Origin of the sequence: Priestia sp. YIM B13551 (assembly GCF_042787905.1) — a bacterium.
GTDB lineage: Bacteria > Bacillota > Bacilli > Bacillales > Bacillaceae_H > Priestia.
Genome location: NZ_JBHZOX010000002.1, coordinates 1,145,191 through 1,169,288, shown reverse-complemented (window position 1 = coordinate 1,169,288; position 24,098 = coordinate 1,145,191). Strand labels below are relative to the sequence as shown.

The window sequence follows — 24,098 nt, the reverse complement described above, 5'->3', positions numbered from 1 at the left end:
AACAAGCAATCTATACGAGCTCCTTTATCCCATTTGTTCATCTTTAGATTGAAGTGATCTAGTTATGTCTCAATCTCTTTTCGTCTATAAAGATAAAAAGCGGCTTAGAGTGAAAGAGTTAGCGGCTGGTGGCCATTAATACTACGTTAATGCGCAGAATCCAGCATGTGAAAAATGTTGCAATTAGAAGGTAATGATTATATACTGCTATTAGTACCTAGTATTAAAAGTTCGGATGGTGGAGAATGAAGCGCAGTAAAAAAGAAAGACAGCAGCTATTAAAAACGACAATTGAAGAAAACCCATTTATTACGGATGAAGAACTAGCAGACCGTTTTTCAGTGAGCGTTCAAACAATTCGATTAGACCGCCTAGAGTTGTCGATTCCTGAACTGCGAGAACGTATTAAGCATGTAGCTTCAAAACAACTAGACGAGGAAGTGCGTTCGCTTCCGATTGAAGAAGTAATTGGAGAAGTTATCGACATTGAACTAGATCAATCAGCGATATCTATTTTTGATGTGAAAACAGAGCATGTGTTTCAGCGTAATCAAATTGCTCGTGGTCACCACCTTTTTGCGCAAGCTAATTCGTTAGCTGTCGCTGTTATTAACAACGAACTAGCGCTCACAGCAGATGCGTCGATCCGTTATCATCGCCCTGTTAAGCTTCATGAACGAGTGATAGCAAAAGCGAAAGTTCTGTCAACTAGTGAAGTGCGAACCACCGTTGAGGTAAACAGCTATGTAGGGCAAGAGCAAGTGTTCTCTGGCACTTTTAAAATGTATCGTTCTACAAAGGATAAATAATAAAAAGGATGAGACGCAACATGAAACTAGCTATTGATGCAATGGGCGGAGATCATGCACCGAAAGCCATTATTGAAGGTGTAGAAAAAGCTACTGCTCAATTTAAAGAATTACATATTACGTTAATTGGAAACGAATCAGAAATAAAAAAGTATTTAACAAATTCAGATCGTATTTCGATTATTCATACAGAAGAAACCATTGATGCAACTGATGAGCCAGTGCGAGCTGTGCGCCGTAAAAAACAAGCATCTATGGTATTAATGGCAAATGAAGTAGCCGAAGGTCGTGCTGATGCTTGTATTTCAGCAGGAAATACAGGGGCGTTAATGACAGCGGGACTTTTTATTGTAGGTCGCATCAAAGGCATTGAACGTCCAGCACTTGCTCCGACGCTTCCGACACTAGATGGAAAAGGCTTTTTAATGCTAGACGTTGGTGCAAACGTTGATGCCAAGCCTGAACATTTGCTCCAGTATGCTGTGATGGGGTCTGTGTATGCCGAAAAAGTACGCGGCATTCAAGCTCCTAGAGTGGGGCTGCTGAACATTGGAACTGAGGATAAAAAAGGAAATGATTTAACAAAGCAAGCCTTTCAGCTGCTAAAGAATGCTGATCTCAATTTTGTAGGCAACGTGGAATCCCGTGATTTGCTAAACGGCGTAGCGGATGTGGTTGTAACAGATGGTTTTACAGGGAATATGACTCTTAAGAGCATTGAAGGAACGGCGCTTTCCTTGTTTTCTATGATTAAACAAGAATTAATGAGTACGTTAAAAAGCAAGTTAGCCGCAGCGGTGCTAAAGCCTCAGCTGCAGGGCTTAAAAGCGAAAATGGATTACAGTGAATATGGAGGAGCAGGGCTGTTTGGATTGCATGCGCCTGTTATCAAAGCGCACGGTTCGTCGGATGCGAATGCAGTATTTAGCGCGATTAAGCAAGCTGTGAATATGGTGGAAAACAATGTGTCTTCCACTATTCAAAAAGCAATCGAACAAACTGCTAATGAAGAAAAGGAGAGATAAGAAATGGGGAAAATTGCTTTTATCTTTCCAGGCCAAGGGTCACAAACTGTTGGTATGGGAAAAGATTTATATGATGGAACAGAGGAAGCGAAAAAGCTGATTCATACAGCTGACGAAGCTTTAGGGTTCAGTCTTTCAAACATTATTTTTGAAGGGCCTCAAGAAGAATTGACTTTGACTTATCACGCTCAACCTGCTCTTTTAACAACGAGTACAATGCTGCTTGAAGCATTTAAAACGAGCGGAATTACACCCGATTTTGTTGCGGGTCACAGTCTAGGAGAATACAGTGCGCTTGTGGCTGCTGAGGTTTTATCGTTTAAAGATGCCGTTATTGCTGTTCACAAAAGAGGTCGCTATATGGACGAAGCTGTACCAGCAGGTCAAGGTACAATGGCAGCAGTGCTTGGCATGTCAGTGGAAGATCTAGAAGCCGTTACCGCTCAAATTACAAGCGAAGGCGACGCTGTTCAGCTTGCAAATATTAACTGTCCGGGTCAAATTGTTATTTCTGGTACGGTAAATGGCGTAGAAAAAGCAGGAGCTCTTGCCAAAGAAAAAGGTGCAAAACGCGTGATTCCTCTAGTGGTAAGCGGTCCGTTTCACTCTAGTTTAATGAAGCCAGCTGCTGAAAAACTACGTGATACGCTAGAAACAGTGGGCTTTAGCGATGCGAAGGTTCCAGTTATAGCAAACGTAACAGCAAAGCCGGTTACTGACAGTCAAGATATTCAAAACAAGCTAGTGGAACAACTGTATTCTCCAGTGAGATGGGAAGAAACAGTTGAAACACTTCTTGCAGAAGGTGTAGATACATTTGTTGAAATTGGACCAGGAAAAGTATTATCAGGTCTTGTGAAAAAAGTAAATCGCCGTGCGACTGTGTATGCTGTTAATGATCTTACATCATTAAAATCAACGATTGACGCACTAAAAGGGGGAGAATAACATGTTACAAGGGAAAGTTGCGGTTGTAACAGGCGCTTCTCGCGGAATTGGTCGTGCCGTTGCAATTGAGCTGGGAAAGCTTGGTGCTAAAGTAGTTGTAAACTATTCTGGCAGCGAAGCGAAAGCTCTTGAAGTTGTGGATGAAATTAAAGGATTAGGAACGGATGCAATTGCTGTACAAGCAAATGTGGCAGAAAGTGATTCTGTACAAGCAATGATAAAAGAAGCGATTTCTACATTTGGTTCAGTAGATATTTTAGTGAACAACGCGGGCATCACACGTGATAATCTTCTTATGCGTATGAAAGAAGACGAATGGGATGATGTTATTAATACAAACTTAAAAGGCGTATTTTTGTGTACAAAAGCGGTTACTCGTCAAATGATGAAGCAGCGCGCAGGACGTATCATTAATATTTCATCAATTGTCGGCGTCAGCGGTAATGCTGGACAAGCAAATTATGTAGCAGCAAAATCAGGCGTGATTGGTTTAACAAAAACAACTGCCAAAGAATTAGCAAGCCGCAATATTACAGTGAATGCAGTTGCTCCTGGTTTCATTGCAACAGACATGACGGATAAATTGAATGAAGAAGTGCAGGCGGAAATGTTAAAGCAAATTCCTCTTGCAAGCTTCGGCCAGCCTGAGGATGTTGCGAACGCAGTTGCGTTTTTAGCATCAGATGCAAGCCGTTATATTACGGGTCAAACGATTCACGTTGACGGCGGAATGGTGATGTAAAAAATGCACTTTACGAAAAGTGTAATTTGGTGATAAAGTACAAAGGGACGTTTACTAGGCGACCGATAAACTTTATTATTCAACCATAGTATTTTAGATGGAAATCATCTATAATGACCTGAGGGGAGGTGAAGAACAATGGCAGAGGTACTAGAACGCGTAACAACAATCATTGTTGATCGTCTTGGTGTAGACAAAAGTGAAGTGAAACTAGAATCTAGTTTCAAAGAAGACTTAGGTGCTGACTCTCTAGACGTAGTTGAATTTGTAATGGAGCTTGAAGAGGAATTTGATATCGAAATTTCTGACGAAGAAGCTGAAAAAATTTCAACTGTAGGAGATGCAGTTAATTACATACAGAGCCAAATTTAATCTGTAGTATATGTATGAAAAGCCCCGTTAAACAGCGGGGCTTTCTCTTCTTTTTAAGAATTTCAAAAAAAGACCTCTTTTTTTGAAAAGGTAGTGTATCTTTTAGGATACCTCGTTTTATAATGAGAGATGTTAGGAAAAACTACGAAACAATTGAAGCAGGTAAGCGGAGGTATTTTATGCCTAAACAATATTCAAATCGAGATCGAAAGATGAACGTGAAATTCAAGCAAAATTTTGCAGAGTTTCAAAAGGAAATTGGTATTCAGTTTACAAATGAAGCGCTTCTTTTTCAAGCATTTACACATTCATCCTATGTGAATGAGCATCGCAGAAGACCGTATGAAGACAACGAGCGTCTTGAGTTTTTAGGAGATGCCGTATTAGAGCTAACCGTATCACAATTTTTATTTAAAAAGTATCCAACGATGAGTGAAGGTGAGTTAACGAAGCTTCGTGCAGCAGTTGTGTGCGAACCGTCGCTTGTTACTTTTGCAAATGAAATGGATTTTGGTAAACTAGTGTTACTTGGAAAAGGTGAAGAGATGACCGGCGGCCGATCTAGACCGGCTTTACTGGCCGATGTGTTTGAAGCATTTATCGGAGCTCTTTATTTAGACCAAGGGCTTGATACGGTAGTAACGATTCTAAAAAAAGTTGTCTTTCCAAAAATTAATGAAGGTGCTTTTTCTCATGTGATGGATTTCAAAAGCCAGCTTCAAGAAGTGATTCAACGTGATGGAGTTGGACAATTAGAATACAAAGTTTTGCAAGAAAAAGGTCCAGCGCATAATCGCGAATTCTTATCTCGCGTATCGTTAAATGGTGAAGAGCTCGGCGTTGGTGTAGGCCGTTCGAAAAAAGAAGCAGAGCAAAAAGCAGCTCAAGTAGCTATTACGAAAATTAGAGCAAGTCAAACGAAATAAAATGATCCCCCTCTTAACGTATTCGTTATAAAGGGGGATTTGCTATGAAAAGATTACAAGTGTGAGGGGGGATTTCTATGTTCCTCAAACGATTAGATATTGCAGGATTCAAATCGTTTGCAGAAAAAGTATCGATAGATTTTGTGCCAGGTGTAACGGCGGTAGTAGGACCGAATGGAAGCGGAAAAAGCAACATTACGGATGCCATACGCTGGGTCCTTGGAGAACAGTCAGCCAAATCGCTTCGTGGAGGGAAAATGGAGGACATTATTTTTGCAGGAAGCGAATCGCGCCGTGCTGTAAATGTTGCTGACGTAACGCTTACGTTGGAAAATGATGACCAGTTTCTCCCGCTTGACTATCATGAAGTTAGTATTACAAGGCGCGTGTACCGCTCAGGAGACAGTGAATTTTTTATTAACAACCAGCCGTGCCGCTTGAAAGATATTGTCGATTTATTTATGGATTCAGGACTTGGAAGAGAAGCTTTTTCGATTATCAGTCAAGGAAAAGTAGAAGAAGTACTAAGCAGTAAATCTGACGAGCGCCGTAAAATTTTTGAAGAAGCAGCAGGTGTATTAAAATACAAAACGCGTAAACGAAAAGCGGAGCTTCGACTTCTTGAAACGCAAGAAAATTTAAATCGAGTGGTAGATATTCTTCATGAAATTGAAGGTCAGTTAGAGCCTTTACAGATTCAATCGTCTATTGCAAAAGATTATTTGCAGAAAAAAGAAGAATTAGAGCACATTGATGTGGCTGTTACGGTATTTGAAGTTGAAGATCTTCATCAGAAATGGGAAAAATTAAAAGCTGGAATGGCTCAGCACGAGCAGCTTGAAGAATCTCTCGCGACGAATATTCGCACGCGTGAAGGAGAAATCCAGACCCTTCGTTTGCACATTCAGCAAATAGATGAACAACTAGACTCTTTACATAAAAAACTACTATATGTAAGTGAAGAAGTAGAAAAGCTAGAAGGCAAAAAAGAAGTATTAAAAGAGCGTAAGAAAAATGCCTTTCAAAATAAAGAGCAGCTGGAACGTTTAGTAAAAGAGTATACTCATAAGCATCAAGAGCTAAGTAAAGCAAAAGACAGCGAAGGAAAAGATCTTGAGCAATCTCAAAAAGAAGTACAAGAGATACGTCTGAAGCTTACTGAGCAGGAACAACTGTTCAGGCAGTACAGCGAGAATCTAGAAGAAAAACTTGAAGAGATGAAAAGCGAGTATTTTGAATTAGCGAACGCTCAGACATCCGCCCGAAATGAAATTTCATTTTTAGAGCAGCAAAAAATGCAAACGTTTGAAAAAGAGCAGCGTTTAACAAAATCCAACGAGCAATACGTAGAACAGCGCCGTGAATTAACGCAGCGAAAAGAAGCGGCGATCAAAAGGCTTGCTCAGTTTCGTCAAGAGCTTCAGCAAGCTGTACAAGTGTATAAGCAGCAAGGAGAGAAGCTTGAGTCATTAAGGCAAGCCTATCGTAAACAAGAGTCTACGCTTTATCAAGCTTATCAGTACGTGCAGCAGACAAAATCACGAAAAGAAATGCTTGAAGAGATGCAAGAAGACTATGAAGGTTATTTTCACGGTGTAAAAGAAGTATTAAAAGCGCGTGATGAGAAGCTTGCAGGTATTAAAGGTGCCATTGCTGAGCTAATCAATGTTCCAAAAGAGTATGAAACAGCGCTTGAAATTGCGCTTGGAGGAGCAGCTCAGCATATTGTCGTTCAAGACGAACAAAGTGCACGTCAGGCAATTGGCTTTTTGAAACAAAACGGTTACGGGAGAGCTACATTTTTACCACTGACGTCTGTAAAAGACCGCTATGTTCCGGCTCAAACTATTTCTATGCTAGAGAGTCACGAAGCGTATGTAGGAATTGCTTCATCTCTTGTTAAATACGAAGCTACCTACGAACGAGTTATTAAAAATTTGCTTGGAACCGTTATTGTTGTCAATGATTTAAAAGGTGCAAATGAACTTGCCCGTCTTGTACAGCATCGCTATCGTTTTGTGACCGTTAAAGGAGATGTCGTCAACCCCGGTGGTTCGATGACAGGCGGTTCAATGAAGCAAAAGTCCAACTCTTTGTTAGGCCGTCAGCGTGAAGTGGAAGCCATTACGGCAAAAATAGAAGAGATGGAACAAAAGACGCTTGTGCTCGAGCAAGATGTGAAAGATAAAAAGTCACAGATTGAAGAACTTCAGCAGGAAATTAATAAACAGCAGGCATTTGTGGAACGCTTGAAAGACAAAGAGCAGGAGTCTGACCGAGAAGTAAAGCAAATTGACATCGAAGAAAAAGCAGTGAATGACCGCTTGACCATGTACGATCATGATATTGCTAGCTTTAGGCAAGATCAAACGAGCTTGTCCGCTCGAATTGATGAGCTGCATACGAGTTTGCAAGGAAATCAGCAGCAGGCAAATGTGTTAGAGAAAAACATTGAAGAGTTAGCTGCACGCAAGCATACACAGCAAACGTCTAAAGAAACGGTTCAACATGAGCTTACAGAAGTAAAAGTCCTTCTTGCGAAAAAAGAACAGTTCCTCGCAAATCAGCAAGAAAAATATGAAAGAGTGTGTTTTGAGCTTGATCAAACCATTCAGCGTTTATCTGAAACTACAGATGATCTTTCTCTTTTAACGAGTGAAATCACGAGCAACGACTCGGGTGAACTTCAGCTCGAAGAAGCGGCGCATGAGCGAATAAAAGAAAAGACAGAAACGTTGAAATTAATGGATGACTGCAGATCAGAGCGGTTAAAAGCCCAGAATAAACTTGAAGACGAAGAGAGGATTGTAAAAGAGCTGCAGCGTCAGTACAAACAAATTGCGGATGCTTTAAAAGATGAAGAAGTCAAAATTAATCGAATTGACGTAGAGCTAGACAGCCGTCTGCAGCAGCTGACAGAAGAGTACGAAATTAGCTTTGAAGCAGCAAAAGAAAAGTATCCTTTAACATTAGATATTCAAGAAGCGAGGAAAAAAATCAAGCTCATTAAGTTGGCAATTGATGAATTAGGAACCGTAAACTTAGGTTCTATTGAACAATACGAACGCGTTTCAGAGCGCTATGAATTTTTAAATACGCAGCGAGCGGACCTTGACGAAGCGAAAAATACGCTGTATCAAGTGATTGAAGAAATGGACGAGGAAATGAAGAAACGTTTTTCTGATACTTTCTCTCGTATCCGCAATGAATTTGGTACAGTGTTCTCTTCGCTATTTGGGGGAGGAAAAGCGGATTTGAAATTAACAGATCCGAAAGATTTATTAAATACAGGGGTGGAAATTGTTGCCCAGCCTCCTGGGAAAAAACTGCAGAATCTAGGGTTGCTGTCAGGCGGAGAGCGTTCGTTAACAGCCATTGCTCTCCTGTTTTCTATTTTGAAAGTACGTCCAGTGCCGTTTTGTGTGCTAGATGAAGTGGAAGCGGCGCTTGATGAAGCAAACGTTCATCGCTTTGCTACGTATTTACGCAAATTTAGTAATCAAACACAGTTCATTGTTATTACTCACCGAAAAGGTACAATGGAAGAAGCTGATGTACTGTACGGTGTGACGATGCAAGAATCTGGCGTATCGAAATTAGTCTCTGTTCGTTTAGAAGAATCAAAGCAATATGTTTAACTCATAGAATGAAAGGGTGGTACGAATGAGCTTTTTTAAGAAACTAAAAGAAAAAATTACAATGCAAACGGATTCTGTTACACAAAAATTTAAAGATGGACTATCAAAAACGCGCAATTCTTTTTCAGAACGCGTGAATGATCTAGTGTCTCGCTATCGTCAAGTAGACGAAGAATTTTTTGAGGAATTAGAAGAAATTTTAATTAGTGCTGATGTCGGTGTGGCTACCGTGTTAGATTTAATTGATGACTTAAAATCGGAAGTGAAACGCCGTAATATTAAGGACCCTCAAGATGTGCAGGCTGTCATCTCTGAGAAATTAATTGATATTTATGAATCTGGTGAAGAGCAGATTGGTGAACTGAATATGCAGCAAAATGATTTAACGGTGATTTTGTTTGTAGGGGTAAACGGCGTTGGGAAAACAACAACAATTGGGAAAATTGCGCATAAATTCAAACAAGAAGGCAAAAAAGTCGTAATGGCAGCAGGAGATACGTTCCGTGCCGGTGCGATTGAGCAGTTAGAAGTATGGGGAGAACGCGTTGGTGTTGATGTTATTAAGCAATCTGCAGGCTCTGACCCTGCCGCTGTCATGTATGACGCTGTTCAGTCAGCCAAGGCTCGAAAAGCAGATGTTTTACTATGTGATACAGCAGGGCGCCTTCAAAACAAAGTGAATTTAATGAAAGAATTAGAGAAAGTAAAGCGTGTTATTGAGCGAGAAATTCCTGGTGCTCCTCATGAAGTACTTCTTGTCCTTGATGCGACGACGGGTCAAAACGCTTTAAGTCAGGCTAAAACATTCTCAGAAGCAACGAACGTGACGGGAATTGTGTTAACAAAACTAGATGGTACGGCTAAAGGCGGAATTGTTCTTGCCATTCGAAACGAACTGAAGCTTCCTGTTAAATTCGTTGGACTTGGAGAAAAAGTAGACGACCTTCAGCCGTTTGACACGGAGCAATATATTTATGGGTTATTTGCCAATGCTGTAGAAGAAGAAACAGAAAAAGAGGCGTAATCTAAAAAGAGGCTGGGATATAAGTATCTTAGTTGAAGAAAGATCCGAACGATTAATCGTTCGGATTTTTTTATTATTAGGGTGGACGCAGGTTTCATACGAGCTCCCTTAACCCGTTTGTTCGTCTTTAAATTGAAGTAATTTAATCATATCTCCATCTCTTTCAAGTGGGAAAATGTGAGGTGTTAAGGAAAAAACTTGACATTCAAACCTAGCCTAGTTAAACTAATAACATGTAAAGGCTTTTCACTTAACAAGGGGGCGGTCAGATGGTTGAAAAGAGCGTGCATATGCTCGAAAAAACAACAAGAATGAATTACTTATTTGACTTCTATCAGGCGCTGTTGACGCCCAAACAAAGAAGTTATATGTCACTTTATTACTTGGATGATTATTCCCTCGGTGAAATAGCGGAAGAATTTGATGTGAGTCGTCAAGCAGTTTATGATAATATAAAACGTACAGAGCAAATGCTTGAACAATATGAGGAAAAGCTATTGTTATTTCAACGGTTTCAAGAGCGTCAATCAATTGTTCAACAACTGAAAGACGAACTTGCAGCTGACTTAAACAAGAACAGTAAGCTTTCTTCTCTTCTTGATTCGCTCGAGAAATTAGATTAGGGGGCGGCGTATATGGCATTTGAAGGATTAGCCGACCGTTTGCAAAGCACACTGCAAAAGTTAAAAGGAAAAGGAAAAGTTAACGAAGCTGATGTTAAAGAAATGATGCGTGAAGTTAGACTTGCCCTTTTAGAAGCCGATGTAAACTTTAAAGTAGTAAAAGACTTTGTTAAGCGCGTAAGCGAACGTGCTGTAGGTCAAGACGTTCTTAAGAGCTTAACGCCTGGACAACAAGTTATTAAGGTTGTACAAGAAGAATTAACTGCACTTATGGGCGGAGAGCAAAGCAAGATTGCAGTAGCTCCAAAAGCTCCAACTGTAATTATGATGGTTGGACTTCAAGGTGCAGGTAAAACAACAACAACCGGTAAACTTGCCAATTTATTACGTAAAAAATATAACCGTAATCCATTGCTTGTAGCAGCAGATATTTATCGTCCGGCAGCTATTAAACAGCTTGAAACACTAGGGAAACAGCTTAGCATGTCTGTTTTTTCATTAGGTGATCAAGTAAGTCCTGTGGAGATTGCGAAACAAGCTATTGCTCATGCGAAAGAAGAGCATCACGATTATGTATTAATTGATACAGCGGGACGTTTGCATGTTGATGAAAATCTAATGGAGGAGTTAGAACAGATCAAAGAGCTTTCTAACCCAGACGAAATTTTCCTTGTTGTCGATGCGATGACGGGTCAAGATGCGGTAAACGTTGCGGATAGCTTTAATAAGCAATTAGGATTAACTGGAGTTGTATTAACGAAACTAGACGGCGATACGCGCGGTGGTGCAGCGCTTTCTATTCGTGCAGTAACCGATACACCAATTAAGTTTGTCGGTCTTGGAGAAAAAATGGATGCTATTGAAGCATTCCATCCAGAGCGTATGGCTTCCCGTATCTTAGGTATGGGTGATGTGCTGACGCTTATCGAAAAGGCTCAGGCAAATGTAGATGCTGAAAAAGCAAAAGAGCTTGAAGCTAAGTTGCGCACGCAGTCATTTACATTTGATGACTTTTTAGATCAACTTGCTCAGGTGCGTCAAATGGGACCGCTTGATGAGCTAATTGGTATGCTTCCGGGCGCCAATAAAGTAAAGGGGCTCAAAAACCTGCAGGTTGATGAAAAGCAAATTAATCATGTAGAAGCAATCATTCGTTCTATGACGAAAGCGGAAAAAACAAACCCTGAAATCATTAATGCAAGTCGAAGAAAGCGTATTGCAAAAGGAAGCGGACGATCTGTACAAGAAGTCAACCGTTTACTTAAACAATTTGAAGACATGAAAAAAATGATGAAACAAATGACAAATATGTCAAAAGGCAAGAAAAAGGGTATGAAACTTCCATTCTTTTCATGATAAAATGCTTGATTTGGACTGAAAAACCAAAGAAAATAAAATATTTTTCTAGTGTTAAGAAAAAAACCTTTACAAACATTTTACCTATTTGATATTATATTATCTTGTTGAAACATATTCGGAGGTGCTTTATAAAATGGCAGTAAAAATTCGTTTAAAACGTATGGGAGCTAAAAAATCTCCTTTCTATCGTATCGTAGCAGCAGACTCTCGTTCACCACGTGATGGACGTTACATCGAAGTAGTTGGAACTTACAATCCTGTAGTTCAACCAGCTGAAGTTAAAATCGATGAAGAGCTAGCTCTTAAATGGTTACAAAATGGTGCTAAACCATCTGATACAGTTCGTAACCTTTTCTCTAACGAAGGCATCATGGAAAAATTCCATAATGCTAAATTAGGAAAATAATTTCACTCGAGATGACATCACTAATCGAAACAATTGTAAAGCCGCTTGTTGATTATCCAGCTGATGTTAAAGTGGAGGAACAAGAAGATGAACGTCAAATGACTTACATCCTTACTGTTCACCAAGAAGATGTCGGCAAAGTAATCGGCAAACAAGGCCGCGTTGCAAAAGCGATTCGAACTGTTGTGAATGCAGCAGCATCACAGCAAGGTAAAAAAGTGTATGTGAAAATTCAAGAGTAATCAAAAAGGGAGAGGGATAACCTCGCCCTTTTTTTATGTTATGATAAGATGAACGTTTTGATCACAGTAAGTCTTTTACGAGCAAGAGGTAGCTATTTCAATATGCATGTAAAAAGCACAAGGTCACTATCTTGAGGGCGGAGGGAACGTTTTGAACATTATTCAAAAAGTGGTCGTGAAACAAGTGTTAACTGAAGCAAGCAAACAAGATCTTGAAAATCGTTTTATAAACCGCAAGCAGGCGCTTGAAAAAGAAATGGAACAGCTGAAATTTCAGTTAAAGCACATGGAAAAAGCCAATAAAGGTTCTTCTTTATTACATAGTCAGTTTGAAAAAGAAAAATCCGCTCGCCTTGAAAAAATTGAAGTGTTGAACTTTCAGCTGACGCAATTAGAAAAGCTTCCTTTAGGGAGCGAACTCGTTGAAACGGAACTGGATGCCTTAGTAGAGGTAAAAATCGGCGATGATTGGGAAAAGATAAAAGAAAGTAAAACAATTATTATAAAAGATAGCAAAGTTGTTGAGATTAGATAGAGGTGAAGAAGCATGAAATGGTTTAAGGTTGGAAAAATTGTGAATACCCATGGTGTAAAAGGAGAAGTTCGTATTGTATCAACTACGGATTTTGCTGATGAGCGCTATGAAAAAGGAAATAAACTTTATATCTTCAAAGAAAAGCAAAGCGAGCCGGTAGAAGTAACGGTAGCAAGCCACCGCAGGCATAAAAATTTTGATCTGCTTACATTCGAAGGCTATCAAAACGTAAATGATGTTGAGCAGTATAAAAACTGCGAAGTGAAAATCCCTGAGGAGCAGCTAACGGATTTAGAAGACGGTGAATTCTATTTCCACGAAATTATTGGCTGTACAGTAAAAACAGAAGACGGAGTAGAGGTAGGAACGGTCAAAGAAATTTTAACGCCGGGAGCTAATGATGTGTGGGTTGTTAAAAAAGGCGGAAAAGAAGTTCTTATTCCTTACATCGACGACGTTGTACAATCTATTGATATAGATGAAAAAGAGATTGTTATTACAGTAATGGAAGGGTTATTGGACTAATGAAAATTGATGTACTGTCGCTATTTCCTTCTATGTTTGACGGTGTTTTTGGTGAATCAATTTTGAAAAAAGCACAGGAAAAAAATGCGGTTGAACTGAATGTAGTTAATTTCCGAGAATATTCTACGAACAAACATCAAAATGTGGACGATTATCCTTACGGCGGAGGTGCTGGAATGGTATTGACGCCTCAGCCTATTTTTGACGCTGTAGAAAAGCTGACTGAAACAGCTAAGAAGCCCCGGGTAGTTTTGCTTTGTCCGCAGGGCGAACGTTATACACAGGCAAAAGCAGAAGAGCTAGCAGCAGAAGAGCATTTAATTTTTATTTGCGGTCATTACGAAGGATATGATGAACGAATTCGTGAGCAGTTGGTAACTGATGAAATTTCAATTGGTGACTATGTATTAACTGGAGGAGAGCTTGGTGCAATGGTTGTGATCGATAGCGTTGTTCGCCTGCTTCCCGATGTGCTTGGCAATAATCATTCAGCTGTACAGGACTCACACAGTACAGGTTTACTAGAGCACCCCCACTATACGCGTCCTGCTGATTTTAGAGGCTTAACGGTTCCTGAAGTACTTATGTCAGGAAATCATAAAAAAATTGAACAGTGGCGCCAAAAAGAGTCTTTAAAGCGCACGCTGCTTCGAAGACCGGATATGCTTGAAAAGATGGAGCTAACGGAAGAGCAAAAGAAACTAGTAGCTCAATTAAAAGAAGAAAACCAGCTTTCATAAATCCATAAAATTTATGCATAAACTCTGTTGCATACGGTATAAGAGTGTGCTAAGATAGATTTTGTGGCTTGGGCAGATGTCTGGTCACCTATAACGATGTTCCGCTGCAATGATTGAAAAGCATTGGTATGAGCGTCTGTTGGAAGGAGTTGAAACACGCGATGCAAAAATTAATCGAAGAGATTACAAAAGAACAATTAAAAACAGATCTTCCTACGTTCCGTCCTGGTGATACTGTACGTGTACACGTAAATATCGTTGAGGGTACTCGTGAACGTGTTCAGGTATTTGAAGGTGTTGTTATTAAGCGTCGTGGCGGTGGTATCAGCGAAACATTTACAGTACGTAAGATTTCTTACGGTGTAGGTGTAGAGCGTACATTCCCACTTCATACGCCAAAAATTGCAAAAATCGAAGTAATGCGCCGCGGTAAAGTACGCCGTGCGAAACTTTATTACCTACGTGAATTACGTGGTAAAGCTGCGCGTATTAAAGAAATTCGATAATAGTAAAGGGGAGCTTGTTTATACAAGCTCCTTTTTTCAAATGTTTTTTTAGAACGATTCGTTCTCTGACAGTAAAAAATAGACGTACAAGTCATCATTTTTTTATTCTATTTATTTATTAGGCGTTTCAAACATTATCGTTTAAAATAAAGGTATGACATAAGAGTTGGAGGACTGAAGATGGCTCGAAAGAAAAATGAACTGTGGGAATGGATAAAAGCAATCGCCATTGCCGTACTGTTAGCTGTTGTAATTCGCTATTTTTTGTTTGCACCGATTGTAGTAGATGGACTTTCTATGATGCCTACGCTGCATGACCAAAATCGAATGATTGTAAATAAGTTCTCCTATAAGATTGGTGATCCTGATCGCTTTGATATTATTGTTTTTCATGCTACAGCGGAAAAAGATTACATAAAACGTATTATCGGACTGCCGGGTGATCATATTGAGTATCGAAATGATACGCTATATGTAAATGGAAAAGCTTATAAAGAGCCCTATTTAGATCAGTATAAAAAAGAAGTGATTGACGGTAATTTAACCGAAGACTTTAAACTAGAAGACGTAACGGGTAAAAAGACTGTGCCAGAAGGCTATTTGTTCGTGATGGGAGACAATCGACGCTACAGTAAAGACAGCCGTCAGATTGGCTTTGTGAGCATGGACAAGGTGCTTGGTAAAACGAGTGCCGTATACTGGCCGATTAAAGAAGCACGTTTTGCAAAGTAAAATATAAAAGGTGAGTAAAATATGACAATTCAATGGTTTCCTGGCCATATGGCCAAGGCCAGAAGACAAGTAACTGAAAAGCTAAAATTGATTGATATTGTATACGAACTGGTTGATGCACGCATTCCGCAATCATCGCGAAATCCAATGATTGATGAGATTATTGTGAACAAGCCGAGAATCGTATTGCTGAATAAAGTGGACAAAGCTGATCCGCGCGTTACTCAGCAGTGGCTAGATTATTACAAAGAACAAGGTATTTATGCCTTAGCTATTGACGCACAAGCAGGTAAAGGAATGAAACAAATTGTTTCGTCTTCCAAAGAACTTCTTCAAGAGAAGTTTGACCGCATGCGCGCAAAAGGAGTTAAAAAACCCCGCGCTATCCGAGCGATGATTGTAGGGATTCCTAACGTCGGTAAATCAACGCTGATTAATCGCCTTGCCAGCAAAAAAATCGCCAAGACCGGAGACCGTCCAGGTGTGACGCAAGCACAGCAGTGGATTAAGGTAGGGAATGAGCTGGAGCTACTTGATACGCCAGGTATTTTGTGGCCTAAATTTGAAGATGAAACAGTTGGATATAAGCTTGCGACAACGGGTGCTATCAAAGATACCATTTTAAATATGCAAGATGTCGCTGTTTATGCACTGCGCTTCTTATCTAGCCATTACCCAGAACAATTAAAGCAGCGTTATGATTTAAATGAAATCCCTGAAGATATTGTAGAGCTTTTTGATGCAATTGGGTCGCGCCGCGGCTGTTTAATGGGTGGCGGCATGGTGGATTACGATAAAACAGCTGAGCTTGTTCTTCGAGAAATTCGAACGGATAAAATTGGCACCTTTACATTTGATGATCCAAGTGAAGCTGAACAGCAGCTGTAAGCAATACATTGCGAACTGAAACAAAAAACGCCTCTGCCTTTTCAGCATGAGGCGTTTTTTATGTAAAGGTGCCGTGTGAAAATGTTGATATAAAGAAGGTGGAGCTAATGAAAAAGAGTATTAAGGAAATAAAAGAAGAACTAAAGCAAGTGAGAAGCCCGGAAGATGCTTTATTTAAGGTATATGCGCAAGATGAGCGTAAAGGTGTGCAGCAGGTTATTATTCAAAAACAAAGGCAATTTGAAGCCGCTGAGCGCTTGAAGAAACAGTTTGATGAAATGATGGCATATGAAAATGAATTATATAGCCAAGGAGCAACCTATATTGCCGGAGTAGACGAAGTAGGAAGAGGGCCGTTAGCGGGACCGGTAGTAGCGGCTGCCGTTATTTTGCCTCCTGATTTTTTTCTTCCTGGTCTGACAGATTCCAAGAAGTTATCAGAGGCAAAGCGAGAAGCGTTTTATGAAGAAATTTGTAAAAGCGCTGTTGCTATCGGTATAGGCATTATAGGGGCAGAGGTTATTGATTCTATTAATATTTATGAAGCAACAAAAAAGGCAATGACTGAAGCAATTGAACTTCTAGCTGTTCAGCCTGATGAACTGCTTATTGATGCGATGAAGCTGCCGGTGTCTATTTCGCAGCAGTCAATCATCAAAGGCGATGCTACAAGCATTTCGATTGCTGCAAGTTCTGTTATTGCAAAAGTGACGCGAGATCGAATGATGAAAGAACTTGGTGAACGCTATCCTGCATATGGATTCGAAAAACATATGGGATATGGAACAAAACAACATTTAGAAGCAATCGAACAATATGGAATTTTGCCAGAACATCGCCGATCTTTTGCACCGATAAAAAACCAAGTAAACTAGAACATGATACCCGAGCATATCTCTGCTTTTTAGCGCATGTTTCACATGCGGGATTTTAGGCGCAAAAAGAATATAGCCTATTTAAGTGGAGATATTGTAGAGGGTGAAGTTCGTAAATTATTTTCCTCTCAGTTCGCTTTAGTTATGAAGGTTGATTTACATGATCAACTATACGTTTAACGTCCGCAAAGCCTCATCGACTTCATAAGGTATAGTTAAGTACTATCTCCATAAAAATATCAATTTTCTTATTATTTCAATATTTTTCACTAGAATAGTAGACAATTAGACAATTATTTTTATACAATGAAAGCGCAGTCTATTTTGTGCAGTATAGTTTTGTGGTTGATTATGTTAGGAGGATGGGAAATGAATATCCATGAGTATCAAGGAAAAGAACTACTCAGAAAATATGGGGTTGCAGTACCAAACGGTCGAGTAGCTTTTACTGTTGAAGAAGCAGTTGAAGCAGCAAAGGAATTAGGTTCACAAGTATCAGTGGTGAAAGCACAAATCCATGCTGGTGGACGCGGTAAAGCGGGCGGTGTCAAAGTAGCAAAAAACTTAGATGAAGTTCGTACATATGCACAAGATATTTTAGGAAAGACCCTCGTAACACACCAAACAGGCCCTGAAGGAAAAGAAGTTAAGCGCTTGTTAGTTGAAGAGGGATGCGATATTAAGAAAGAATACTACATCGGTTTAGTTCTTGATCGTGCAACGTCTCAAGTTGTATTGATGGGTTCTGAAGAAGGTGGAACTGAAATTGAAGAAGTGGCGGAAAAAACGCCTGAAAAAATCTTTAAAGAATATGTAGATCCTGCGATTGGTTTACAAGCATTCCAAGCTCGCAGACTTGCATTTAATATTAATATTCCAAAAGAATTAGTTGGAAAAGCAGTTAAGTTCATGACAGGTTTATATACAGTATTTGTTGAAAAAGACTGCTCAATTGCAGAGATTAATCCTCTAGTTGTAACAGGTGACGGAGACGTTATGGCATTGGATGCGAAGTTAAACTTTGATTCAAATGCGCTGTATCGTCAAAAAGATATTCTTGAATATCGTGACCTTGAAGAGGAAGATGCTAAAGAAATTGAAGCATCTAAATATGACTTAAGCTACATTTCACTAGACGGTAATATCGGTTGTATGGTAAACGGTGCAGGTTTAGCAATGGCAACGATGGATATTATTAAGCATTACGGAGGCGACCCTGCTAACTTCCTGGATGTTGGGGGCGGCGCAACTGCTGAAAAAGTAACAGAAGCATTCAAAATTATTTTATCTGACCAAAATGTAAAAGGTATTTTCGTTAATATTTTCGGCGGGATTATGAAATGTGATGTTATTGCAACAGGTGTTGTTGAAGCAACGAAACAAGTTGGATTAAGCCTTCCATTAGTTGTTCGCTTAGAAGGAACAAACGTTGAACTTGGAAAAGAAATTTTACAAAAATCAGGCTTAAATATCACAGCTGCTGAATCTATGGCAGACGGCGCACAAAAAATCGTTTCACTAGTGAAATAGAAAGGCTGGGGGATAGGAATGAGCGTATTTATTAATCAAGATACAAAAGTAATTGTACAAGGAATTACAGGCGGAGTTGGCCTTTTTCATACACAGCAAATGTTAGAATATGGAACGAAAATTGTTGGTGGCGTAACGCCAGGTAAAGGCGGCTTAGAAGTAGAAGGTGTTCCGGTATTTAATACGGTTGCCGAGGCAAAAGAAAAAACAGGCGCAACGGCTTCTGTTGTATATGTTCCGCCAGCATTCGCAGCTGACTCCATTATTGAAGCAGTTGACGCAGATTTAGATTTAGTTATTTGTATTACGGAAGGTATTCCAGTATTAGATATGGTAAAAGTAAAGCGTTATATGGAAGGAAAACGTACGCGCCTTGTGGGACCTAACTGCCCAGGTGTTATTACACCGGAAGAATGTAAAATTGGAATTATGCCAGGGTACATTCACAAAAAAGGTCATGTAGGTGTAGTTTCACGTTCTGGTACATTAACATATGAAGCTGTTCATCAACTTTCTGAAGCTGGCATTGGCCAATCAACAGCTGTTGGTATCGGCGGTGACCCAGTGAACGGCACGAACTTTATCGATGTATTAAAAGCGTTTAATGAAGATGAAGATACGTATGCAGTAATTATGATTGGTGAAATCGGCGGTACGGCAGAAGAAGAAGCGGCAGAATGGGTAAAAGCAAATATGACAAAACCTGTGGTCGGCTTCATTGGCGGTCAAACAGCACCTCCGGGAAAACGTATGGGCCATGCTGGTGCTATTATTTCAGGTGGTAAAGGGACAGCGTCTGAAAAAATTAAAACAATGAATGAGTGCGGTATCCAAGTAGCTGAAACACCATCTGTTATGGGAGAAACACTTATTAAAGTGTTAAAAGAACAAGGCATTTACGAGCAGTGTAAGACTCATTAATAGAAGACATATAGCCTCCTTTGACCGGGGGCTATTTTGTCCATTTAAAAAGGAGATTGTAGAATGTCTGATTTACGGGAAAAATTAATTCATTTAGCACATTGTCCATCTGTTAATTGGAAACAAATTTTTACGCTACTTCAACAGAATTCTTCATTACAAAATCTCTACGAGTACTCTCCATCACAGCTTCAAAAACTATTGACTCTCTCGATTGAACGTGCTAATCAAATAAAAAAAGATTTGCAAACTATTCCAATACGAGATATTCTAGATAAATATGACGCTGAGAATATTCAATGTGTCACCATCCTAGATAATGAATATCCTGAACTTTTGCGCCATATTTATGATCCGCCTTGGGTATTATTTGCAAGAGGAAAGGTTTCTCTTCTACACGCTCCAGAAAGCTTAAGCGTTGTAGGAACAAGGAATCCCACTTCATATGGAACTGCAGCTCTGATTCATATTGTTAAGCCGATGCTGCATGAAGAATTTGTCGTTGTAAGTGGACTAGCTCTAGGGATTGACCAGGCTGCTCATGAACTGGCTATCGCTGAAAAAGCTAAAACGATTGCAGTTTTAGGCGGAGGGTTTTATAATATTTACCCAAGAGGAAACCAAAATTTAGCAAGAGAAATTGCGCAGCATCATTTGCTGCTTTCTGAATATGCCCCGTTTATGAAGCCGACGAAATGGTTTTTCCCTCGCAGAAACAGAATCATTAGCGGATTAACAGGAGGCACGTTGGTGGTGCAAGCAAAAGAAAGAAGTGGATCTTTTATTACCGCCGACCAGGCGCTTCAGCAAGGAAGAGAAGTATTTGCCGTACCCGGGTCTATTTTTGAAGAAACATCATGTGGAACGAATAAGTTAATCCAATTAGGGGCAAAACTTGTGCAAAGCGCTGCTGATATTACAGATGAAATGATGTATATAAGATGAATGTTTCAAAGTAGTCATATTCTTGCATGGTATGAAATACTAGTGAGATACGTAGTAAAATCGTATGACTTATCTTTTGGACATTTGACAAACAAGAACCAAATATTTAATAATAATGAAGATTTTATTCTACCTCTTGAGGAGGAACAAATAGATGTCTGACTACCTAGTAATTGTAGAATCGCCTGCAAAGGCTAAAACAATTGAACGTTATTTAGGAAAGAAATATAAAGTAAAAGCATCGATGGGACATGTTCGCGATTTACCTAAAAGTCAAATGGGAATTGATATTGAACAGGATTACAATCCGAAATATATTACAATTCGCGGGAAAGGCCCGGTTTTAAAAGAACTAAAAACAGCGGCTAAAAAAGCAAAAAAGATTTACCTAGCAGCCGATCCAGACCGTGAAGGAGAAGCGATTGCATGGCACTTGGCGCACAGTTTGGATGTAGACATTGCATCGGACTGTCGCGTAGTATTTAACGAAATTACAAAAGAAGCGATTAAAGAATCTTTTAAACATCCACGAGCAATTAATATGGATTTAGTAGATGCTCAACAAGCACGCCGTATTCTTGACAGGCTGGTTGGCTACAACATCAGTCCATTGCTGTGGAAAAAAGTGAAAAAAGGATTAAGTGCCGGAAGGGTTCAATCAATTGCAGTGCGGTTAATTATTGATCGTGAAAAAGAAATTGCAAAGTTTATCCCAGAAGAATACTGGACGGTAAAAGCAACTTTTCAAAAAGGGAACGACCAATTTGAAGGCCAGTTAATCGAATATCAAGGGAAAAAAGTAGAGCTATCGAATGAAAATGATGTAACCAACATTGTTAAACAATTAGATGGAAATGAATTTTCAATTTCTAAAGTAACAAAACGTGAGCGAAAGCGTAATGCGGCTCCTTCTTTTACCACGTCTTCATTACAGCAAGAGGCAGCGCGGAAACTGAACTTCCGAGCGAAAAAAACAATGATGATTGCGCAGCAATTATATGAAGGAATTGATTTAGGAAAAGAAGGTACAGTAGGTCTTATCACGTATATGCGTACCGATTCTACTCGTATTTCAGAAACAGCTCAAACAGAAGCTAGAGATTACATTACGAACGCATACGGAAATCAGTTTGTGGCAACGGAAAAGCGTAAAGAAAAGAAAAAATCGAACGCGCAAGATGCCCACGAAGCGATTCGTCCAACTTCAGCTCTTCGTAAACCAGGAGAGGTAAAAGAGTTCTTATCGCGTGATCAGTATCGACTGTATAAGCTAGTATGGGAGCGCTTCGTTGCTAGTCAAATGGCACCTGCAATTATGGATACAATGGCTGTAGATTTGAAAAATGGAGACGTAACATTTAGAGCAAACGGCTCGAAAGTTAAATTTCCAGGCTTTATGAAAGTGTATGTTGAAGGCAATGATGATCAAGTGGAGGAAAAAGAAAATCTTCTTCCAGACTTAGAAGAAGGAGAAGTAGCTTATTCTAAGGACATCGATGAAAAGCAGCACTTCACACAGCCGCCGCCAAGATATACTGAAGCTCGTTTAGTCAAGACATTAGAAGAGCTAGGCATTGGCCGACCGTCTACATATGCTCCAACACTTGACACGATTCAAAAGCGCGGGTACGTAGCGCTCGATAACAAGCGTTTTGTTCCAACAGAACTTGGAGAAATTGTACTAGAGCTTGTATTGGAGTTTTTCCCGGAAATTTTAGATGTAGAGTTTACAGCTAAAATGGAAAACGATTTGGATGAAGTGGAAGATGGTAATGTTCAATGGGTGCGTGTTATTGACGAATTTTACAGTGATTTTGAAAAACGCTTAGAACATGCTGAAAAAGAAATGCGCGAAGTGGAGATTAAAGATGAACCTGCCGGAGAAGATTGTGAAGAATGCGGTTCACCTATGGTATACAAAATGGGACGCTACGGAAAATTTATGGCATGCTCTAATTTTCCTGACTGCCGCAACACAAAGCCAATTGTAAAAGAGATTGGTGTAAAGTGTCCGAAATGTGAAGAAGGAAATATCGTTGAGCGAAAATCGAAGAAAAAGCGTACATTTTATGGCTGTGATCGATTCCCGGGCTGTGACTTCGTATCTTGGGATAAGCCGATTGCAAGAAAATGTCCGAAATGTGAAAATCTGCTTGTGGAGAAGAAACAGAAAAAAGGAACTCAAGTTGTCTGTACAAGTTGTGATTATAAAGAGGAAGCTCAGCAGTAAAAGAGAATGGGATGAATTCCCACACTTTAAATTTAAAAATAGCAGTTATATAAGATGCGGCGACATTGCTTCATGTGCTAAAATGGAAACGTTATTAGCGACATTGAGTAATGTCGCATTTTCTTTGTCCCGTTAAAAAAGGAAAAGACAAGTGAATGAATAAGTAAAATGATAGAAAAGATAGAAATGAAGTTGGAGGATTTACAATGAATGAACAAGTAATTAATGTTATCGGAGCAGGTCTTGCTGGAAGTGAAGCGGCTTGGCAAATCGCAAAGCGCGGTTTGAAAGTCCGTCTTTATGAGATGAGACCAGTAAAGCAAACACCTGCTCATCATACGGACAAATTTGCTGAATTAGTATGTAGTAATTCACTGCGTGCGAATACATTAACAAATGCAGTGGGTGTGTTAAAAGAAGAAATGCGATTATTAGACTCTGTAATTATTCGTTCAGCAGACGAGTGTGCGGTTCCAGCAGGTGGAGCACTGGCTGTTGACCGTCACGAATTTGCCGCTCGTGTGACGGAAAGCGTTAAAAACCATCCAAACGTAACGGTTGTTAATGAAGAGATTACGGAAATTCCACAAGGACCAACTGTTATTGCAACAGGTCCGTTAACGTCAAAAGATTTATCAGAAAAGCTGCGTGCGTTAACAAGTGAAGATTATTTATATTTTTACGATGCGGCTGCACCTATTATTGAAAAAGACAGCATTGATATGGATAAAGTATATCTTAAATCTCGCTATGACAAAGGGGAAGCTGCCTATTTAAACTGTCCGATGACAAAAGAAGAATTCCAACGTTTTCATGAAGCATTAATCAATGCAGAGACGGTTCCTTTAAAAGAATTTGAGAAAGAAATTTATTTTGAGGGATGTATGCCAATTGAAGTAATGGCTTCACGCGGAGAAAAAACAATGCTCTTTGGACCAATGAAACCAGTTGGGTTAGAAGATCCGAAAACAGGAAAGCGACCTTATGCAGTTGTTCAGCTTCGTCAAGATGATGCAGCAGGTACACTATATAATATCGTAGGTTTTCAAACACATTTAAAATGGGGAGCACAAAAAGAAGTATTAAGCTTAATTCCAGGTTTGGAAAATGCAGAAGTAGTACGCTACGGAGTTATGCATAGAAATACGTTTATTAATTCTCCTAAATTGTTAAAGCCGACGTATCAATATCGTGAGCGTGATGACTTATTCTTTGCTGGACAAATGACGGGAGTAGAAGGATATGTAGAATCAGCGGCGAGCGGACTAATGGCCGGAATGAACGCAGCTCGACTTGTACTTGGTGAAGAATTGGTTGTATTGCCGCAGGAAACGGCGATTGGCAGTATGGCTCACTATATCACACATACAAGCGCTAAAAACTTCCAGCCGATGAATGCCAACTTTGGCTTATTCAAAGAATTGGAAGTGCGAATCAAAAACAAACAAGAACGAAATGAAACGCTTGCTAAAAGAGCATTGGAAACTATTCAGAATTTTACAACAAAATAATCAAAATTGTTTGCAAGGGCTACTTAATTGTGATAATATTTAGTAG

General features: G+C 39.7%; 24 protein-coding genes. All 24 read left to right on the top strand.

The features are described 5' to 3' along the window. The first annotated feature begins 245 nt into the window (after positions 1 to 245). The 24 genes from fapR (at position 246) to trmFO (ending at position 24,052) form a co-directional block, all read left to right on the top strand. Positions 246 to 809, top strand: coding sequence for a transcription factor FapR (gene fapR / locus ACFX4N_RS15605; RefSeq protein WP_013058909.1), 564 nt, complete (start codon positions 246 to 248; stop codon positions 807 to 809). Between the two features lie 20 nt (positions 810 to 829). Continuing rightward, positions 830 to 1,834 carry a phosphate acyltransferase PlsX gene (plsX, locus tag ACFX4N_RS15600; RefSeq protein WP_028410795.1) on the top strand — a complete coding sequence of 335 codons (1,005 nt, stop codon included), beginning with the start codon at positions 830 to 832 and terminating at the stop codon, positions 1,832 to 1,834. Between the two features lie 3 nt (positions 1,835 to 1,837). Then, positions 1,838 to 2,782, top strand: coding sequence for an ACP S-malonyltransferase (gene fabD, locus ACFX4N_RS15595; protein WP_057273964.1), 945 nt, complete (start codon positions 1,838 to 1,840; stop codon positions 2,780 to 2,782). A 1-nt stretch (position 2,783) separates the two neighbouring features. Beyond that, the gene (gene fabG, locus ACFX4N_RS15590; protein WP_013058906.1) at positions 2,784 to 3,524 is read left to right on the top strand and encodes a 3-oxoacyl-[acyl-carrier-protein] reductase; all 741 of its coding nucleotides are present in this window, start codon (positions 2,784 to 2,786) and stop codon (positions 3,522 to 3,524) included. 138 nt (positions 3,525 to 3,662) lie between these two features. Beyond that, positions 3,663 to 3,896 (top strand): acyl carrier protein, encoded by a 234-nt coding sequence (gene acpP, locus ACFX4N_RS15585; RefSeq protein ID WP_013058905.1) that lies wholly within the window; start codon positions 3,663 to 3,665, stop codon positions 3,894 to 3,896. Positions 3,897 to 4,075: 179 nt separating this feature from the next. Continuing rightward, on the top strand, positions 4,076 to 4,822 hold the full coding sequence (rnc, locus tag ACFX4N_RS15580; RefSeq protein WP_013058904.1) for a ribonuclease III: 747 nt from the start codon (positions 4,076 to 4,078) through the stop codon (positions 4,820 to 4,822). 77 nt (positions 4,823 to 4,899) lie between these two features. Then, a complete protein-coding gene (gene smc / locus ACFX4N_RS15575) occupies positions 4,900 to 8,460 on the top strand; it encodes a chromosome segregation protein SMC (RefSeq protein ID WP_057273963.1) in 3,561 nt (1,186 codons plus the stop codon). A gap of 25 nt (positions 8,461 to 8,485) precedes the next feature. Beyond that, a complete protein-coding gene (ftsY, locus tag ACFX4N_RS15570) occupies positions 8,486 to 9,484 on the top strand; it encodes a signal recognition particle-docking protein FtsY (RefSeq protein ID WP_013058902.1) in 999 nt (332 codons plus the stop codon). 290 nt (positions 9,485 to 9,774) lie between these two features. After that, positions 9,775 to 10,107 (top strand): putative DNA-binding protein, encoded by a 333-nt coding sequence (locus ACFX4N_RS15565; RefSeq protein WP_013058901.1) that lies wholly within the window; start codon positions 9,775 to 9,777, stop codon positions 10,105 to 10,107. Between the two features lie 12 nt (positions 10,108 to 10,119). Further along, positions 10,120 to 11,463, top strand: a complete 1,344-nt coding sequence (gene ffh / locus ACFX4N_RS15560; protein WP_013058900.1) for a signal recognition particle protein — start codon at positions 10,120 to 10,122, stop codon at positions 11,461 to 11,463. Positions 11,464 to 11,599: 136 nt separating this feature from the next. Continuing rightward, positions 11,600 to 11,872, top strand: a complete 273-nt coding sequence (gene rpsP / locus ACFX4N_RS15555; RefSeq protein WP_013058899.1) for a 30S ribosomal protein S16 — start codon at positions 11,600 to 11,602, stop codon at positions 11,870 to 11,872. Positions 11,873 to 11,883: 11 nt separating this feature from the next. Beyond that, on the top strand, positions 11,884 to 12,114 hold the full coding sequence (locus ACFX4N_RS15550) for a KH domain-containing protein (protein ID WP_057273962.1): 231 nt from the start codon (positions 11,884 to 11,886) through the stop codon (positions 12,112 to 12,114). 151 nt (positions 12,115 to 12,265) lie between these two features. Further along, the gene (locus ACFX4N_RS15545; RefSeq protein ID WP_013058897.1) at positions 12,266 to 12,649 is read left to right on the top strand and encodes a YlqD family protein; all 384 of its coding nucleotides are present in this window, start codon (positions 12,266 to 12,268) and stop codon (positions 12,647 to 12,649) included. Between the two features lie 12 nt (positions 12,650 to 12,661). Then, positions 12,662 to 13,174, top strand: coding sequence for a ribosome maturation factor RimM (rimM, locus tag ACFX4N_RS15540; RefSeq protein WP_013058896.1), 513 nt, complete (start codon positions 12,662 to 12,664; stop codon positions 13,172 to 13,174). Beyond that, positions 13,174 to 13,914, top strand: a complete 741-nt coding sequence (gene trmD, locus ACFX4N_RS15535) for a tRNA (guanosine(37)-N1)-methyltransferase TrmD (protein WP_013058895.1) — start codon at positions 13,174 to 13,176, stop codon at positions 13,912 to 13,914. The genes rimM and trmD overlap by 1 nt, the downstream gene beginning before the upstream one ends. A 161-nt stretch (positions 13,915 to 14,075) precedes the next feature. Further along, the gene (gene rplS, locus ACFX4N_RS15530; RefSeq protein ID WP_013084808.1) at positions 14,076 to 14,420 is read left to right on the top strand and encodes a 50S ribosomal protein L19; all 345 of its coding nucleotides are present in this window, start codon (positions 14,076 to 14,078) and stop codon (positions 14,418 to 14,420) included. 180 nt (positions 14,421 to 14,600) lie between these two features. Next, positions 14,601 to 15,152, top strand: a complete 552-nt coding sequence (lepB, locus tag ACFX4N_RS15525; RefSeq protein WP_013058893.1) for a signal peptidase I — start codon at positions 14,601 to 14,603, stop codon at positions 15,150 to 15,152. A gap of 21 nt (positions 15,153 to 15,173) precedes the next feature. After that, positions 15,174 to 16,040, top strand: coding sequence for a ribosome biogenesis GTPase YlqF (gene ylqF, locus ACFX4N_RS15520; protein WP_057273961.1), 867 nt, complete (start codon positions 15,174 to 15,176; stop codon positions 16,038 to 16,040). Between the two features lie 107 nt (positions 16,041 to 16,147). After that, on the top strand, positions 16,148 to 16,915 hold the full coding sequence (locus ACFX4N_RS15515) for a ribonuclease HII (RefSeq protein ID WP_057273960.1): 768 nt from the start codon (positions 16,148 to 16,150) through the stop codon (positions 16,913 to 16,915). Positions 16,916 to 17,284: 369 nt separating this feature from the next. Continuing rightward, a complete protein-coding gene (gene sucC, locus ACFX4N_RS15510) occupies positions 17,285 to 18,445 on the top strand; it encodes an ADP-forming succinate--CoA ligase subunit beta (RefSeq protein ID WP_013058890.1) in 1,161 nt (386 codons plus the stop codon). Between the two features lie 18 nt (positions 18,446 to 18,463). Beyond that, positions 18,464 to 19,366 (top strand): succinate--CoA ligase subunit alpha, encoded by a 903-nt coding sequence (gene sucD, locus ACFX4N_RS15505; protein ID WP_013058889.1) that lies wholly within the window; start codon positions 18,464 to 18,466, stop codon positions 19,364 to 19,366. A gap of 63 nt (positions 19,367 to 19,429) precedes the next feature. Then, a complete protein-coding gene (dprA, locus tag ACFX4N_RS15500) occupies positions 19,430 to 20,311 on the top strand; it encodes a DNA-processing protein DprA (RefSeq protein ID WP_057273959.1) in 882 nt (293 codons plus the stop codon). A gap of 154 nt (positions 20,312 to 20,465) precedes the next feature. Then, positions 20,466 to 22,541 (top strand): type I DNA topoisomerase, encoded by a 2,076-nt coding sequence (gene topA, locus ACFX4N_RS15495; protein ID WP_057273958.1) that lies wholly within the window; start codon positions 20,466 to 20,468, stop codon positions 22,539 to 22,541. 206 nt (positions 22,542 to 22,747) lie between these two features. Then, on the top strand, positions 22,748 to 24,052 hold the full coding sequence (gene trmFO, locus ACFX4N_RS15490; protein ID WP_013058886.1) for an FADH(2)-oxidizing methylenetetrahydrofolate--tRNA-(uracil(54)-C(5))-methyltransferase TrmFO: 1,305 nt from the start codon (positions 22,748 to 22,750) through the stop codon (positions 24,050 to 24,052). Positions 24,053 to 24,098: the final 46 nt, after the last annotated feature.

Coding starts and splice junctions, on each gene's coding strand:
- fapR (WP_013058909.1), top strand. CDS start 246: ATGAAGCGCAGTAAAAAAGAAAGACAGCAGCTATTAAAAACGACAATT.
- plsX (WP_028410795.1), top strand. CDS start 830: ATGAAACTAGCTATTGATGCAATGGGCGGAGATCATGCACCGAAAGCC.
- fabD (WP_057273964.1), top strand. CDS start 1,838: ATGGGGAAAATTGCTTTTATCTTTCCAGGCCAAGGGTCACAAACTGTT.
- fabG (WP_013058906.1), top strand. CDS start 2,784: ATGTTACAAGGGAAAGTTGCGGTTGTAACAGGCGCTTCTCGCGGAATT.
- acpP (WP_013058905.1), top strand. CDS start 3,663: ATGGCAGAGGTACTAGAACGCGTAACAACAATCATTGTTGATCGTCTT.
- rnc (WP_013058904.1), top strand. CDS start 4,076: ATGCCTAAACAATATTCAAATCGAGATCGAAAGATGAACGTGAAATTC.
- smc (WP_057273963.1), top strand. CDS start 4,900: ATGTTCCTCAAACGATTAGATATTGCAGGATTCAAATCGTTTGCAGAA.
- ftsY (WP_013058902.1), top strand. CDS start 8,486: ATGAGCTTTTTTAAGAAACTAAAAGAAAAAATTACAATGCAAACGGAT.
- ACFX4N_RS15565 (WP_013058901.1), top strand. CDS start 9,775: ATGCTCGAAAAAACAACAAGAATGAATTACTTATTTGACTTCTATCAG.
- ffh (WP_013058900.1), top strand. CDS start 10,120: ATGGCATTTGAAGGATTAGCCGACCGTTTGCAAAGCACACTGCAAAAG.
- rpsP (WP_013058899.1), top strand. CDS start 11,600: ATGGCAGTAAAAATTCGTTTAAAACGTATGGGAGCTAAAAAATCTCCT.
- ACFX4N_RS15550 (WP_057273962.1), top strand. CDS start 11,884: ATGACATCACTAATCGAAACAATTGTAAAGCCGCTTGTTGATTATCCA.
- rimM (WP_013058896.1), top strand. CDS start 12,662: ATGAAATGGTTTAAGGTTGGAAAAATTGTGAATACCCATGGTGTAAAA.
- trmD (WP_013058895.1), top strand. CDS start 13,174: ATGAAAATTGATGTACTGTCGCTATTTCCTTCTATGTTTGACGGTGTT.
- rplS (WP_013084808.1), top strand. CDS start 14,076: ATGCAAAAATTAATCGAAGAGATTACAAAAGAACAATTAAAAACAGAT.
- lepB (WP_013058893.1), top strand. CDS start 14,601: ATGGCTCGAAAGAAAAATGAACTGTGGGAATGGATAAAAGCAATCGCC.
- ylqF (WP_057273961.1), top strand. CDS start 15,174: ATGACAATTCAATGGTTTCCTGGCCATATGGCCAAGGCCAGAAGACAA.
- ACFX4N_RS15515 (WP_057273960.1), top strand. CDS start 16,148: ATGAAAAAGAGTATTAAGGAAATAAAAGAAGAACTAAAGCAAGTGAGA.
- sucC (WP_013058890.1), top strand. CDS start 17,285: ATGAATATCCATGAGTATCAAGGAAAAGAACTACTCAGAAAATATGGG.
- sucD (WP_013058889.1), top strand. CDS start 18,464: ATGAGCGTATTTATTAATCAAGATACAAAAGTAATTGTACAAGGAATT.
- dprA (WP_057273959.1), top strand. CDS start 19,430: ATGTCTGATTTACGGGAAAAATTAATTCATTTAGCACATTGTCCATCT.
- topA (WP_057273958.1), top strand. CDS start 20,466: ATGTCTGACTACCTAGTAATTGTAGAATCGCCTGCAAAGGCTAAAACA.
- trmFO (WP_013058886.1), top strand. CDS start 22,748: ATGAATGAACAAGTAATTAATGTTATCGGAGCAGGTCTTGCTGGAAGT.